The sequence below is a fragment of the Hyphomonas johnsonii MHS-2 genome (assembly GCF_000685275.1).
GTDB classification, from domain to species: Bacteria; Pseudomonadota; Alphaproteobacteria; order Caulobacterales; family Hyphomonadaceae; genus Hyphomonas; species Hyphomonas johnsonii.
In genome coordinates, this window is the sequence record NZ_ARYK01000001.1 from 124672 (window position 1) to 137068 (window position 12397).

At 61.7% G+C, this 12397-nt stretch carries 17 protein-coding genes, 1 tRNA gene and 1 pseudogene; 14 read left to right on the forward strand and 5 right to left on the reverse strand.

From position 1 onward, the window contains the following. Positions 1-32: 32 nt before the first annotated feature. From HJO_RS00610 to HJO_RS18875, 4 genes and pseudogenes are all read left to right on the forward strand, one after another. A complete protein-coding gene (locus HJO_RS00610) occupies positions 33-263 on the forward strand; it encodes a hypothetical protein (RefSeq protein ID WP_035612486.1) in 231 nt (76 codons plus the stop codon). A gap of 29 nt (positions 264-292) precedes the next feature. After that, positions 293-712: a hypothetical protein gene (locus HJO_RS00615; protein ID WP_035612488.1), complete on the forward strand. Its 420-nt coding sequence runs from the start codon at positions 293-295 to the stop codon at positions 710-712. 160 nt (positions 713-872) lie between these two features. Beyond that, the gene (locus tag HJO_RS18315; RefSeq protein ID WP_156945365.1) at positions 873-1247 is read left to right on the forward strand and encodes a hypothetical protein; all 375 of its coding nucleotides are present in this window, start codon (positions 873-875) and stop codon (positions 1245-1247) included. Next, a pseudogene (locus tag HJO_RS18875) lies at positions 1244-2224 on the forward strand (recombinase family protein); the annotation flags it as partial. The gene HJO_RS18315 and the pseudogene HJO_RS18875, both read left to right, overlap by 4 nt. A 583-nt stretch (positions 2225-2807) precedes the next feature. Here the strand turns inward: HJO_RS18875 and HJO_RS00635 are convergent. After that, positions 2808-2882, reverse strand: a tRNA-Thr gene (locus tag HJO_RS00635). 78 nt (positions 2883-2960) lie between these two features. Between HJO_RS00635 and HJO_RS18775 the strand changes: the two genes are divergently transcribed. From HJO_RS18775 to HJO_RS00670, 8 genes are all read left to right on the forward strand, one after another. Next, positions 2961-3092, forward strand: a complete 132-nt coding sequence (locus HJO_RS18775; protein ID WP_277813142.1) for a hypothetical protein — start codon at positions 2961-2963, stop codon at positions 3090-3092. Then, positions 3089-4297: a cytochrome P450 gene (locus HJO_RS00640; RefSeq protein WP_035612496.1), complete on the forward strand. Its 1209-nt coding sequence runs from the start codon at positions 3089-3091 to the stop codon at positions 4295-4297. Before HJO_RS18775 ends, HJO_RS00640 begins: the two co-directional genes overlap by 4 nt. 81 nt (positions 4298-4378) lie before the next feature. Further along, a complete protein-coding gene (murA, locus tag HJO_RS00645) occupies positions 4379-5659 on the forward strand; it encodes a UDP-N-acetylglucosamine 1-carboxyvinyltransferase (protein WP_035612498.1) in 1281 nt (426 codons plus the stop codon). Positions 5660-5676: 17 nt separating this feature from the next. After that, entirely contained in the window at positions 5677-6129 is a 453-nt protein-coding gene (locus HJO_RS00650; protein WP_035612500.1) for a DUF2948 family protein, read from the forward strand. A 2-nt stretch (positions 6130-6131) separates the two neighbouring features. After that, positions 6132-7436: a histidinol dehydrogenase gene (gene hisD, locus HJO_RS00655; protein ID WP_422120065.1), complete on the forward strand. Its 1305-nt coding sequence runs from the start codon at positions 6132-6134 to the stop codon at positions 7434-7436. Then, positions 7429-7905, forward strand: coding sequence for a UPF0262 family protein (locus HJO_RS00660; RefSeq protein ID WP_035612502.1), 477 nt, complete (start codon positions 7429-7431; stop codon positions 7903-7905). Before hisD ends, HJO_RS00660 begins: the two co-directional genes overlap by 8 nt. A 102-nt stretch (positions 7906-8007) precedes the next feature. Continuing rightward, entirely contained in the window at positions 8008-8226 is a 219-nt protein-coding gene (infA, locus tag HJO_RS00665) for a translation initiation factor IF-1 (protein ID WP_035612504.1), read from the forward strand. A 5-nt stretch (positions 8227-8231) separates the two neighbouring features. After that, entirely contained in the window at positions 8232-8810 is a 579-nt protein-coding gene (locus tag HJO_RS00670; protein ID WP_035612506.1) for a Maf family protein, read from the forward strand. A 6-nt stretch (positions 8811-8816) separates the two neighbouring features. Here HJO_RS00670 and HJO_RS00675 read toward each other — a convergent pair whose 3' ends face one another. After that, the gene (locus HJO_RS00675) at positions 8817-9293 is read right to left on the reverse strand and encodes a GNAT family N-acetyltransferase (RefSeq protein WP_035612508.1); all 477 of its coding nucleotides are present in this window, start codon (positions 9291-9293) and stop codon (positions 8817-8819) included. 150 nt (positions 9294-9443) lie between these two features. Here HJO_RS00675 and HJO_RS00680 point away from each other — a divergent pair, with 150 nt between their 5' ends. Continuing rightward, a complete protein-coding gene (locus HJO_RS00680; protein ID WP_162173737.1) occupies positions 9444-10187 on the forward strand; it encodes an SDR family NAD(P)-dependent oxidoreductase in 744 nt (247 codons plus the stop codon). A 42-nt stretch (positions 10188-10229) separates the two neighbouring features. Here the strand turns inward: HJO_RS00680 and HJO_RS00685 are convergent, their stop codons facing one another. From HJO_RS00685 to HJO_RS00695, 3 genes are read right to left on the reverse strand one after another with little or no spacing between them, the layout of a single operon-like run. Continuing rightward, positions 10230-10577 carry a hypothetical protein gene (locus HJO_RS00685; RefSeq protein ID WP_035612512.1) on the reverse strand — a complete coding sequence of 116 codons (348 nt, stop codon included), beginning with the start codon at positions 10575-10577 and terminating at the stop codon, positions 10230-10232. 13 nt (positions 10578-10590) lie between these two features. Further along, positions 10591-11166, reverse strand: coding sequence for an RNA polymerase sigma factor (locus tag HJO_RS00690; RefSeq protein WP_084141289.1), 576 nt, complete (start codon positions 11164-11166; stop codon positions 10591-10593). Next, entirely contained in the window at positions 11147-11518 is a 372-nt protein-coding gene (locus HJO_RS00695; protein WP_035612513.1) for a DUF6249 domain-containing protein, read from the reverse strand. The genes HJO_RS00690 and HJO_RS00695 overlap by 20 nt, the downstream gene beginning before the upstream one ends. Before the next feature lie 155 nt (positions 11519-11673). Between HJO_RS00695 and HJO_RS00700 the strand changes: the two genes are divergently transcribed. Further along, positions 11674-12387, forward strand: a complete 714-nt coding sequence (locus tag HJO_RS00700) for a fused DSP-PTPase phosphatase/NAD kinase-like protein (protein ID WP_051617916.1) — start codon at positions 11674-11676, stop codon at positions 12385-12387. Positions 12388-12397 lie beyond the last annotated feature (10 nt).

Consider the following 12397-nt stretch of genomic DNA (forward strand, 5'->3'; position numbering starts at 1 on the left):
GCACAGCTTCCAAATCAAATGCGGAGCAATCCATGGAACACCCGAACATCACAACCAGCGCCGAAGCGAGCATGCTGGAGAAGCATCGCAAGCCTTTGGTGCCTAGCCTTGATCTGACGCCGGGCGGAAGCCTGCAATACCAGACCGATTATGATGTTGAGCGCATGCGTGAGCGGCGCATCAGCTTTATCCGCCATCGCTTGTCGATGGCCTCACACAAGGTTCAACGAGATCACGATCAAGCTATTTCTCAAGAGCAATAGCCAACTCAAACCACTAGAAAGGACATCCCATGAGTGAAGCCCCACCAGGCAACCCGAAAACTGAAAATGCCCCCGAGATTGTGCTGCGTGACAATGCCTTGCGCGCCGCGATCTGGAAGGTCGATGGTGAGTATGGCCCGATCTACAACACAAAAATCTCCCGCTACTATAAGAATGACGAGGGTGAGATTCGTGAGACAAGTTCCCTGCGTGAGCGGGACTTGCTGCCAGCCGCAGAGCTTGCGGCAGAAGCCCATCGCAGCATCAGAGACCGTAAGCGGGAAAACGCCCAGACACGCTCCGAGCGTGATCAGCAGTCAGATCAGAGCAATCACGACTGGCATGATGACGAACTGTCACGCGGCGACATTCAGCGCGAACGCTTCAAGCAAGAGCGCGAGACAAAAGGCACTCGCCGCACGCGCCCACGAGATAGAACGGCCCGCTGAGATGCGGGCCTAAAGCCAACCCATTTCTTCTTGACGATTTTGAAAAGTGAGCGTATGTTCACTATCTGTTCTTTTGGTCGATCCCGTTGGATTGAGCAAAGCAAGAAGAGGAAAGGACGAAGATGATTGAAACACGCTAACTAGAAAAGGAACACGAGTCATGGAGGAAACCAGGACCACGCAACTGTCACCGGAACGCGCAGCCGGAACGCCAATAGAGGGGCGAAGCCAGCGCGAATTTAAGAACACCGTGTCGGTCGATCTCGAAGCCTATATGCCGCTTCTCGAAGACACGGACATTCCCGACGATCAAAAGCTTGAATTGCTGCAGGCACTATATGCCATCATGGCGAGCTTTGTTGATCTGGGGTTTTCGCTTGAAACGAGCCCCTGTGGAAAACCGCAAAAAACTGGCGATCCTTCGGCTCAAGCCCTTCGCGATCATGTATACTCTTCTCATCAAAATCAAATTGAGCGCTTTAAAAATGTTGCAGACCGCACGTGCGATGTTGCAGGGGAAGGAGTCGAAGCATGACCCTACAAGCCAAGACAAAAACTGCGATTATCTATTGCCGGATATCATCGCTAAAACAGGCCTCAGACGGGGACGGGCTCAATAGCCAAGAGCATCGCTGCCGTCAGTATGCTGCGCAAAAGGGCTATGAGGTCGAAGCGGTGTTCCCTGACTCGATCACTGGCGGCGGGGATTACCTGAAGCGGCCCGGGATGGTGGCGTTGCTTGCCTATCTCGATGCGCAAAGCGAGAACGAATATGTCGTGATCTTTGACGACCTAAAACGCTTCGCGCGCGACACGGCGCCACATATCGCATTGCGCAAAGAGTTGTCGTCGCGCGGCGCAAGCGTGGAATCCCTGAACTTCAAGTTTGAAGAAAGCCCCGAAGGCAAATTCATCGAGACAATCATTGCCGCGCAAGGGCAGCTTGAGCGCGAACAGAACAGCCGTCAGGTTGTCCAGAAGATGAAGGCTCGCCTTGAAAAAGGCTTTTGGGTCTTCAGCGCGCCCATTGGAATGAAATACGTCTCCGCCAAAGGTGGCGGCAAGGTGTTGGTGCGTGACGAGCCTGTGGCCTCCATCTGTGCCGAAGCCTTAGAAGGATTTGCGAGCAATCGTTTCGCCTCCCAGACAGAAGTGCTGCGCTGGCTGGAATCTCAACCCGAATTCCCGAAAGACAAACCCAATGGCACGCTGCGCCCCCAAAGCATCGTGCGTTTCCTCGGCAAGGAAGTATATGCGGGGCTCGTCTGTTCGAAGAAATGGGGCGTGTCGCTTCGCGAAGGGCAGCATGAGGGACTCATCTCGATTGCCACCTATGAACGTATCCAGCGGAAGCTGAAGGAAGGTGTGTATGCGCCGACGCGCATCGATACCCATGAGGACTTCGCCCTCAGGGGGGCCGTTAAGTGCGATTGCTGCGGCTATCACCTCACGGGCGGCTGGTGCAAAGGCAAGCGCAAGAAATACCCATATTATTTCTGCGTGAACCGCGACTGCGAACAAAAGTCCAAGACTGTTTCCCGTGACAAGCTGGAAGGCGCGTTTGCCGATCTGCTTGGCCAATTGCAGCCCGCGCCGTCACTTGTGAAAGTGGCGACGGCCATGCTGACGGATTGCTGGAAGCAGCGTCTCGCACGCGCTGAGGAGATCGCGGAAGGCTTTAGGGTGCAAGCGGATGCCTGTGAGCGGCAGATCAGCGAATTGGTGGACCGGATCGTCGAGGCGACGAACCCGCGCGTGATCAAAGCCTATGAAGACAAGATCGCCGAAGCGGAGAAGCGCAAGCTGGTGATGCTGGAGAAAGCCTCCCAAACCGCCAAACCTTCGATACCATTAGAGAGTTTGATTGAACACGCCCTGAGATACGTCTCGGCGCCGAAAACCCTATGGGAATCAGGGGGGTTAGAGCTGCGTCGGTTGGTATTGAAGCTCACTTTTTCGAGCCATCTGAGTTATTCTAAAAAGGACGGTATTAAACACCCTGAACCGACAGCGCCGTTCAAATTATTTAATCATATCAAACAAGTAGGAGAAGATATTATGACCCCACACCCCGAATTCGCTTTAGCGAAAGGAGTGGTGCCGCGAGGGAGAATTGAACTCCCGACCTCGTCATTACCAATGACGCGCTCTACCACTGAGCTACCGCGGCGTTGCCGTTTGCAAGACGCGGCTTTAGCTTATGCCTGTATAGAAGAAAAGACCGTTTAACCGCGAAAAGCTGCTGGAAATGCCCGAACGTCTGACTGAACAGGAAAAAGCGGCCCGCCGCGCCCAGGCGCTGCGGGCAAATCTCAAGCGCCGCAAGGCGGCGACACGCAGGGCGAAGGAATCGCCGCCGCCCGATCGCAAACCGGAATGAACCGGCCGGACCTGGCCTCGCAAGCCTTCAAGCGTGCGCCGCATGCGACGCTGGCAGGCGCTGTCGAGGCGGGGCCGTTCTGCGAGGTCAAGCTGCCCGTGTTCGGCCGGGTGCTGGCCACCACCCGCCACGCCGGCAGCCAGGCCTTGCTGAAGGACACAGACCATTTCGCGGTCGACGCGCGCAATGCGGGCCACAGGTCGGCCTTTGGCCTGCCATTCCTGCCCAAGGTGTTCCGGGACCTGGCCAACAATGTCCTGTCGCTGGACGACCCGGATCACAAGCGGCTGCGCCGCCTGGCGGACGGGCCATTCCGGCGCGCCAGCATCGAGGCCATGCGCCCGCTGATCCGCGAGCAGGTCGACCGGCTGCTGGACGCCCATTTCGCCAGCGGCGATGCCGACCTTGTCGCCGGGTTCTGCCGCAGGCTGCCCCTGCAGGTGATCTACACGGTGCTGGGCATGCGCGAGGAGACCCGCACGAAATTCGACGTTGCGATGAGGGCGTTCAATGTCGGTGAGTCGCCGCTGGCGATCCTGCGGGCCGTTTTTGCGCTGAAGCCCCTGCTGAGAACGCTGCGGGAGGAGATCGATGACCTGCGCGGCGCGCCCCGGCCGGGCCTGATGAGCGACCTTGTGCACGCCGAACAGGACGGCGACCAGCTCAGCGAGGACGAGCTGGTGACCATGGTGTTCGTGCTGTTCGTCGCCGGTCACGAGACAACCACGCACCTGCTGTCGACCAGCGTGTTCACGCTGCTGACCGATCCGGATGCGCTGGCGCAATTCCGCACGCTCGATGGTGATGCCCTGACGGTGGCGGTCGACGAACTGATGCGGTTCACGGCGCCGGTCCAGTTCACCAAGCCGCGCTTCGTGCGCGAGGACATGACGTTCGAGGGGCGCGAACTGCGCAAGGGCGACAAGGTGATGGCGCTGCTGGCGGCCGGCAACCTGGATCCTGACGCATTTGAGCAGCCACGGGTGATGGACCTGGCGCGCCGCCCGAACCGCCACCTCGGCTGGGGCGGCGGCCCGCATATCTGTCTCGGCCTGCACCTGGCCAAGGCGGAGGCAGAAATCGCCCTGTCGGAACTCTTCCGGCGGTGTCCCGGCCTGGCGCTGATGACGGCGCCTGACGCCCTGAAATGGATCAGGCGGTCCGGACTGCGCGGTCTCCAGACCCTGCCGCTCGCCCTGTCGTGACATGGTGCGGCTGTGTTTGCGCCCGCAAGCTTCCACATTCACGCCTTTCCCGCGCCGTGAACCTCTCTATAAGTGCGCGCCATGGACAGATTGAATATCATCGGCGGCGCTGAGCTCAACGGCCGCATTCCGGTCTCCGGCGCCAAGAATTCGGCGCTGAAGCTGATGGTCGCGTGCCTGCTGACAGACCAGCCGATCACGCTGACGAACATGCCGAGCCTCGCCGACACGCGTTTCCTGGCGCAGCTGCTGGAAACGCTGGGCGTCGAGGTCTATTGGCCGAAGGGCGAGTCGACCTGCCACCTGAACGCCGCGGAGCTGAAAAGCACGATCGCGCCTTACGAACAGGTGCGGAAGATGCGGGCGAGCTTCAACGTGCTGGGCCCGCTGATTGCCCGTTCGGGGCACGCGACGGTTTCGCTGCCCGGCGGCTGTGCCATTGGTGCGCGCCCGGTGGACCTTCACCTGCAGGCGCTGGAAGCGATGGGCGCCGACCTCAAGGTCGAGAACGGGTATGTGAAGGCGGCAGCGATTCAGGGCTTGAAGGGCGCGCATATCGTGTTCTCGATGCCGAGCGTCGGGGCCACCGAACACGCCATGCTGACCGCCACGCTGGCATCCGGCGAGACGATCCTCGAAAATGCGGCCCGCGAACCCGAGATCGAGGACCTCGCGGACTGCCTGAACAGCATGGGCGCGAAGATCAGCGGCACGGGCACATCGACGATCCGCATCGTGGGCGTCGAAAAGCTGAACGGCACCACGCACGCGGTCATGCCGGACCGGATCGAGGCAGGCACCTATGCGATGGCGGCAGCGGCAGCGGGCGGCGATGTCACGCTTGACGGCGCGCCTGTGGACGCCCTCGGCGCGATGATTGCCAAGCTGCGCGAAGCCGGTGTCACGGTGGACGCCGACGAGGCCGCCTCGACCCTGCGCATCCGCCGCAACGGTACGCGCCTCAAGGCCGTCAGCGTTTCGACGCAGCCGCATCCCGGCTTCCCGACCGACCTGCAGGCGCAGTTCATGGCACTGATGAGTGTCGCGGACGGCACCAGCATCATCCGTGAGACGATTTTCGAAAACCGGTTCATGCACGCGCCGGAACTGTCGCGGCTCGGCGCCGACATCAATGTGCGCGGCCAGGAGGCCGTCGTGAAGGGAGTCGATCACCTGACCGGGGCGCCGGTGATGGCGACCGACTTGCGTGCATCGGTCTCACTGGTCATTGCGGGGCTTGCCGCCGAGGGTGAGACTGTGGTGAACCGTATCTACCATCTCGACCGCGGCTTTGAGCGGCTCGAGGCGAAACTGAATGCCTGCGGCGCAAACATCAAGCGCCTGGCGGGTGAGGACGAGTGACACACCAAGGGGGGCCAATGTCCGATCAACAACCGCTACGCCTCCTGGCCGAGACGGCCGAGGATCTCGAAGTCATTTCGGCGGCGGTGCAGGATTCCATCGTCAAGGCCGGAAGCCTGAAATACGAAGCGAAACGGCACCGCTTTTCGCTCGAGCTGAACCGCTTCCGCTGGGAGGTGGGCCAGCCGCGGCCGAAGGAAGGCCTGCGGGTGCGCTCGCTGCTGGCCTTTGATGGCGTGCTTGGCGCGAAGACCCGCGCCGTGACCAAGGCCGACCCGGAAATGATCCTGTCGCTGCTGGACGCCACGTTCACGCCCGCCGCGGAACCGCCCGGCGGCGTGGTGACGCTGCTGTTTGCGGGCGACGGCGAGATCACGCTGGATGTCGAGGTGCTGGACGCAACCCTTCTCGACAGCGATTATGTGTGGCCAACCCGAAACCTTCCCAGCCACGAAAACAGGCGGAGATGATGCTGCGCCACTTTGCTCACGGCTCGCCGGACTTCAAGGCGGATTTTGACGCGTTCCTGCGGGAGGACCGCAGCAGCGACCATGACGTCGTGACCAGCGTCACGCGCATCCTGGACGATGTCGAAACCAAGGGTGGCAAGGCTGTCGCGGATTACACCGCGAAATATGATGAACTCCAGATCGATCCGACCACGCTCGACTCCGACAATGTGAACCTGCATGCGCTGGCAGCCGAATGCCCGCAGGACCTGTGCGAGGCCATCGATTTCGCGCATGATCGGATCGCCGCCTACCATATGGCGCAGCGCCCCTCCGACCATTCCTTCACCGACAGCCTCGGCGTCGAACTCGGCTGGCGCTGGACGCCGCTCGACAGCGTCGGCGTCTACGTGCCGGGTGGGCGGGCGAGCTATCCCTCGTCGGTGCTGATGAACACGGTGCCGGCCCGGATTGCCGGCGTCGCCCGGATCGTGATGGTCGCGCCTGCGCCCGGCGGGGAACTGGCGCCGTCGGTGGCCTACGCAGCGCTGAAGGCTGGCGTGCACGAATATTATCCCATTGGCGGCGCACAGGCGATCGGCGCGCTGGCGCTGGGTGCCGCGCGGCTGAAGCCGGTCGACAAGATTGTCGGGCCCGGCAATGCCTACGTGGCAGAGGCGAAGCGCCAGGTATTCGGCCGGGTCGGCATCGACACGATTGCCGGACCGTCAGAGGTTCTGGTGATTGCCGACCACACGGCCAATCCCGAATGGGTGGCCGCTGACCTGCTTGCCCAGGCCGAGCATGACCCGTCCAGCCAGTCGATCCTGGTCACTGTGGACGAAGCTGTGGGCAAAGCTGTGGAAATCGCTGTGGAAAACCAGTTGAAGGATCTCGCGACGGGTGAACGCGCGCGCACCTCGTGGGACCGCCACGGCGCAATCATCCATGTACCTGACCTTGCCACCGCCGCGGAGATATCCAACCGCGTCGCGCCGGAGCACCTGGAGCTTGCAATCGCAGACCCAGACGCCCTGCTGCCGCTGATCCGCCATGCTGGTGCCGTGTTCCTCGGCCACATGACACCGGAGGCGCTTGGCGACTATGTCACCGGTTCCAACCATGTGCTGCCGACCAGTCGTTCGGCGCGATTCGGTTCGGGCCTGGGGCTGAACGATTTCATGAAGCGGATGAGTATCCAGCGCGTCAGCCCAAAAGGCTTTGCCGCACTGGCCCCTGCGGCCCTGCGCCTCGCCGAAGCCGAACGCCTGCCGGCGCATGCCCGGTCGATCACGATTCGCTCCAATCCGGGCGGGGGCGATGGGTGACAACCGCCTCATATCGGTCGAGATCGACGACGAAACGCTCGGCGCGTCCGGTCCGGACGCCGAACACGAGCGGCGCGTCGCGATCTTCGACCTGATCGAGGAAAACAGCTTTGCGTTGTCGGATCATGACAAGGGGCCCTATGTGCTGTCCCTGTCGCAGGTCGACCGCAAGCTGGTCTTCGCCATCCATGACGAAAGCGGGACTGACGTGCACACGTTCATCCTCTCGATGGGGCCGTTCCGCGGCGTGATCCGTGATTATTTCATGATTTGCGACAGTTATTACGACGCGATCCGGACGCAGACGTCGCACCAGATCGAGGCGATCGACATGGCCCGGCGCGGAATCCACAATGAGGGCTCCGAATTGCTGGCCGAACGGCTTGAGGGCAAGGTGACGGTCGACTTCCAGACCTCCCGCCGCCTGTTCACGCTGATCTGCGCCCTGCACGCCGGGAACACCCGTTAACGCTGCTGACCTTCCAAGCTTGCCGGAATCCGTTCAAGGCGCTATGGCGCACGCCTGTATGCGTTTCGGCGGCGTAATGGTCGCGCACTGTTTGGAGACTTCATGTCGAAAGAAGAACTGATAGAATTTGAAGGCACGGTCGTTGAACTGCTGCCCAACGCGACGTTCCGCGTCAAACTTGAGAACGATCACGAAATCGTCGCCCACACGGCGGGCAAGATGCGAAAAAACCGTATCCGCGTGCTGACCGGCGACAAGGTCATGGTTGAAATGACCCCCTACGACCTGACCAAGGGTCGCATCACCTACCGCTTCAAGTAAGACCCATGGCGAGCTTTGGACATGCGCCGCTGATCCTTGCGAGCGCCAGTCCGCGCCGGCGGGACCTGCTCGCGCAGATCGGCATTGTCCCGGCCCGCATCGCCCCCACCGACATTGACGAAACGCGCCGCAGGGACGAGTCCCCGCGCGCGCTGGCCGAACGCCTCGCCAGGGAAAAGGCGGCGGCGTGCGATGCCGACGGCTTTGTGCTGGCGGCTGACACGGTCGTTGCGCTAGGCACTCGCAACCTCGAAAAGGCCGAGGACGCGGCTGAAGCGGAAGCCTTCCTGCGCCTGCTGTCAGGCCGCTCGCACCAGTGCATTACCGGCATTGCCGTGAAAGCGCCCGACGGCCGCCTGCAGTCGCGCACCGTTCTTGCGCGGGTGCGGATGAAGCGCCTCACCGACCAGGAGATCGCCGCCTATGTCGCCAGCGGCGAATGGCAGGGCAAGGCAGGCGGCTACGGCATCCAGGGCATGGCCGGCGCCTTCATCACCCACATCAATGGCAGCTACACGGCGATTGTCGGCCTGCCGCTCTATGAAACCAAATCCCTGCTTGAGGGCATGGGCTGGCGCGGGTGACGCAGATCATCCGCCGAAGGCTTTTCTCATATTGATGCCCGTCGCGCGATAGCCTGCCGCCAAGTACAGGCGCTGCGCCTTTTCATTGTCTGCGGCCACGCGCAACCGGGCTTCTCGGTGTCCGGTCTCGGCGAACATGTCCTCCAGGGCGATCAAGGCGGATTTGGCATACCCTTTCCCCCTGTGACCGGGCAGGACGTAAAACTCGCTGATGAAAACAGTCTTGCCGGCCGCTTCGGGCTTGCACCAGAGATACCCGACAGGCGCGTCGCTTTCGTCGCCGTCTCTCACCATGCAAAGCAGGGCCTGACCCGGCGTATCAACGCCCAAGGGCAAATCGGCTTTCACTTCGCGCTCCGCCCGCGCGCGAGCAGCGCCAATGTCTTCATCATAATTGGCAGAAATTTCTTCTGCATAGTCGGGGATGAAGTAGGCGATGAAATCGGCATATTCGCCAATTTTCATGTCGCGGAGATGTATCATGTGATCCTATGTCCCAAGCGTGCCACCCATTACGACTGGTTTGGACTGTCGGGCAGCCCAGGCCAAGCGGAAGCAGGCACAAAACATGGGCAAGTCGACAAGAGCCTGGCTGTGATGTCGCGCCAGGGTCATTTCAGGGAACGGATTTACATGACGAAAACCACCATCATCACCGGCGGCACCAAGGGCATCGGGCTGGCGATCGCCACGCGTCTCGCCGCAAAGGACAGCCATCTCATCCTCGGCTATTTGAGTGATGAGCGCGCCGCGACAGACGCAAAAGAAAGCCTCGAGCAGCTTGGCGCGAAGGTCACGACGGTTCGCGGCGACCTGGGTGAGGCGGGCGGGGTTGAACGGCTTGTCGAGGCTGTAACCGACGATGGCCCGGTTCACATCGTCCATAATGCGGCAATGATCTATGCCACCAACCTGTTGTCTGCCGACATGACCGTATTATCCAGGGCGATCGAAGTGAACGGGATGTCGCTGCTGCATCTCGTGCGGGCGGCGATGCCCGTGCTCAAGGCCGGAAGTTCAATCGTGTTTGTGACCAGTGCCGGGACGAAAGTGGCGAGAACGGGTTATGCGGCCCTGGGTGTGGGGAAAACCCTTGCCGAGGGGCTTGTCCGTTACCTGGTGCTGGAACTGGCGCCGCTTGGAATCACGATCAATTCAGTGGCGCCGGGCATCGTTGCGACCAGTTCCGTGGCAACCATGGTGGGTGGCCAAGAGGCGGCGAACAAGGTTCTTGCAAATGCGGCACGCATGACCCCACAGGGCCGGATCGCACAGGACGACGACTTTACCGGCGTCGTGGAATTCCTGTTGAGCCCGGCCGCGAAATTTGTGCAGGGGCAGACCATTCATGCCAATGGCGGCGTGTTTGTGCCCTAGAATTGCGTGAAGGGCGACGCCATCCGCCCTTGGGCCCCTTGGCTAGGTCCGCTCCATCGCGGCGACGGCCAGCAGGCTGAGGCCGACAATTGCAGCGATGCCCAGCCAGAGTGGATTGGCGCTTGCCAGCGCGCTGGCGTCCGTCTGGACCTGGATGATCGACGTCGTCAGCGATGCATCGAGGCCGACCGTATCTGCCAGCAGCTTTGGCAGCTGGGACGCCGCCAGGAGCGCGCCGCCCACGCCGGTCACGACCAGCAGCAGCTTGCGTATGCGGGCCTGGGCCCGGATACGGCCCATCACCTGGTCCACGAACGGCTTGGCCTCTTGTTCGCGGTCTTCGGCGCTGAACAGTGCGGTCAGGTCGGCATATGTGTCTTCGTCTCGCATGGTCTCTACTCCATCACGCCACTTGGTCGGCGGCAAGGTGTTTGCGAAGCGCGGCAACACCGCGGTTCACATGGGATTTTATCGTGCCGAGGGGCCAGCCCGTGGCTTCGGCGGCCTCCCGGTGGCTGAGGCCCGCTGCGACACACAGGGTGACGCAGATGCGTTGGGCCTCGGGCAATTTTGCCAGCGCGCGCGACAGGTCCAGCTTGTCGCCTGCGTCGGGGACCGACCGGTCGAACGGGATGATCTCGGCGGTCTCGTCGAGCTCGATTTCCGGCCTTTGCCGACGCCGCACCTGCAGGAACTCGCGGTAGCAGATCATGCAGATCCAGGCGCTGAACGTGCCACCGGCATAGGTGGCGATCTTTTGCCAGGCGGTCAGGAAGGTCGCCTGGGCGATATCGTCGCCATCACTGGCCGAGCCGGTCAGCCGCCGCGACATGCCCCGCACCCGTGCCTGGTGACGCCGCACGAGTTCAGCGAAGGCGGTGTCGCTGCCGCGTGCGGCATCAGCTGCCAGGTCAGGGTCGGTGCGCATGTCGGTGCCTCCCGCAGCGACGATCCAGAGATCAGGCCGATTTGTTGCCATGACCGAATGCCCAGAGGCCAAGATATGCCAGTCCGAGGAAAACCGGAAACGATGCCACGCCGAGCATGGGCATCAGGGCATCGCCATCTTCGAAGTTGACCATCATGCCGAGGACGGCAAAGGCGGCACCAAAGGCAATGAACAGCACGCCGCGGCGCAGGTCGGCGCGGATCGGGTCGACCAGGAGCGACATCTTTTCGATCAGCTCCGGAGACACGGTCTGGCCGGCATCGATGGCGTGACGCACGGTTTCGTGGGCCGTCAGGCGTTTGCGATAGTTGAAATAACTGACCAGCCAGATGCACACTGGCAGGACAGAGAACAGGACGATTGGGACAATCACGTCTTCCATTGGGTAATCTTTCTGCGTGTTTCACCGGATCCGAATGTCCGGCCTTGTGGGTGAGATGCCCTGACCGGGGCATTTGGATGCAGGCGGGCTGAAAAAACGTCAGCTGCCCCCATGTCTTGCCGTGCGGAAAGCGGGCCTGTAATCGCGGGAACAGAATGGTCAAACTGACACCCAAATCGAAAAAGCGCCCGCATGTGGCTCCTGATCTCAGCACGCCGGGCGGGCGGCGCCGTGCGCGCGCCGAGCTTGTCTGGGGCGATCACGGCTTCCTGAGAGCCGCGTTCAGCAACCTGCACCAGATCTCGCCCGACATGTGGCGCGCCAACCAGCCATCCCCCCGCCAGGTGGTGGCGCATGCCAAGGCGCGGGGCATCCGGACGATCATCAATCTCAGGGGGGCCAGTACAAAGGGCTATTACCTGCTCGAAAAAGAGGCCTGCGAAGCGGCCGGGATCGTGCTGGAAGATTTTCAGGTGTTTTCGCGCGATACGCCGACCAGGGAGGCGATATTCGGCGCACGCGACCTGTTTGAGCGGATTGCCTATCCGGCCCTGATGCACTGCAAGTCCGGTGCAGACCGGGCCGGGCTGATGGCAGTGCTGTACAAGCTGCTGCACGAAAAGGTGCCGTTCGAAGAGGCGCGCCAGCAGCTGTCCTTCAAGTACCTGCACGTGAAACACGGCAAGACAGGCATGCTGGATGCCTTCCTGGACGCCTATGCGAACTACAATTCGGGCCGCCCGGTGGACAATTGGAAGCCGTTCCTCGACTGGGTCGCGGAAGACTATGACCGGCAGGCCGTCAAGGACGCGTTCCTCGGGTCATTTGGCAAGAAGGTCCAGCTCGACCGGATACTCGGGCGCGAATAGGCGCTTAACA

What these genes read in the sequence shown, in the direction of transcription:
- HJO_RS00610 (WP_035612486.1), top strand. Translation starts at nt 33, where the DNA reads ATGGAACACCCGAACATCACAACCAGCGCCGAAGCGAGCATGCTGGAG.
- HJO_RS00615 (WP_035612488.1), top strand. Translation starts at nt 293, where the DNA reads ATGAGTGAAGCCCCACCAGGCAACCCGAAAACTGAAAATGCCCCCGAG.
- HJO_RS18315 (WP_156945365.1), top strand. Translation starts at nt 873, where the DNA reads ATGGAGGAAACCAGGACCACGCAACTGTCACCGGAACGCGCAGCCGGA.
- HJO_RS18775 (WP_277813142.1), top strand. Translation starts at nt 2,961, where the DNA reads ATGCCCGAACGTCTGACTGAACAGGAAAAAGCGGCCCGCCGCGCCCAG.
- HJO_RS00640 (WP_035612496.1), top strand. Translation starts at nt 3,089, where the DNA reads ATGAACCGGCCGGACCTGGCCTCGCAAGCCTTCAAGCGTGCGCCGCAT.
- murA (WP_035612498.1), top strand. Translation starts at nt 4,379, where the DNA reads ATGGACAGATTGAATATCATCGGCGGCGCTGAGCTCAACGGCCGCATT.
- HJO_RS00650 (WP_035612500.1), top strand. Translation starts at nt 5,677, where the DNA reads ATGTCCGATCAACAACCGCTACGCCTCCTGGCCGAGACGGCCGAGGAT.
- HJO_RS00660 (WP_035612502.1), top strand. Translation starts at nt 7,429, where the DNA reads ATGGGTGACAACCGCCTCATATCGGTCGAGATCGACGACGAAACGCTC.
- infA (WP_035612504.1), top strand. Translation starts at nt 8,008, where the DNA reads ATGTCGAAAGAAGAACTGATAGAATTTGAAGGCACGGTCGTTGAACTG.
- HJO_RS00670 (WP_035612506.1), top strand. Translation starts at nt 8,232, where the DNA reads ATGGCGAGCTTTGGACATGCGCCGCTGATCCTTGCGAGCGCCAGTCCG.
- HJO_RS00675 (WP_035612508.1), bottom strand. Translation starts at nt 9,293, where the DNA reads ATGATACATCTCCGCGACATGAAAATTGGCGAATATGCCGATTTCATC.
- HJO_RS00680 (WP_162173737.1), top strand. Translation starts at nt 9,444, where the DNA reads ATGACGAAAACCACCATCATCACCGGCGGCACCAAGGGCATCGGGCTG.
- HJO_RS00685 (WP_035612512.1), bottom strand. Translation starts at nt 10,577, where the DNA reads ATGCGAGACGAAGACACATATGCCGACCTGACCGCACTGTTCAGCGCC.
- HJO_RS00690 (WP_084141289.1), bottom strand. Translation starts at nt 11,166, where the DNA reads ATGGCAACAAATCGGCCTGATCTCTGGATCGTCGCTGCGGGAGGCACC.
- HJO_RS00695 (WP_035612513.1), bottom strand. Translation starts at nt 11,518, where the DNA reads ATGGAAGACGTGATTGTCCCAATCGTCCTGTTCTCTGTCCTGCCAGTG.
- HJO_RS00700 (WP_051617916.1), top strand. Translation starts at nt 11,674, where the DNA reads ATGGTCAAACTGACACCCAAATCGAAAAAGCGCCCGCATGTGGCTCCT.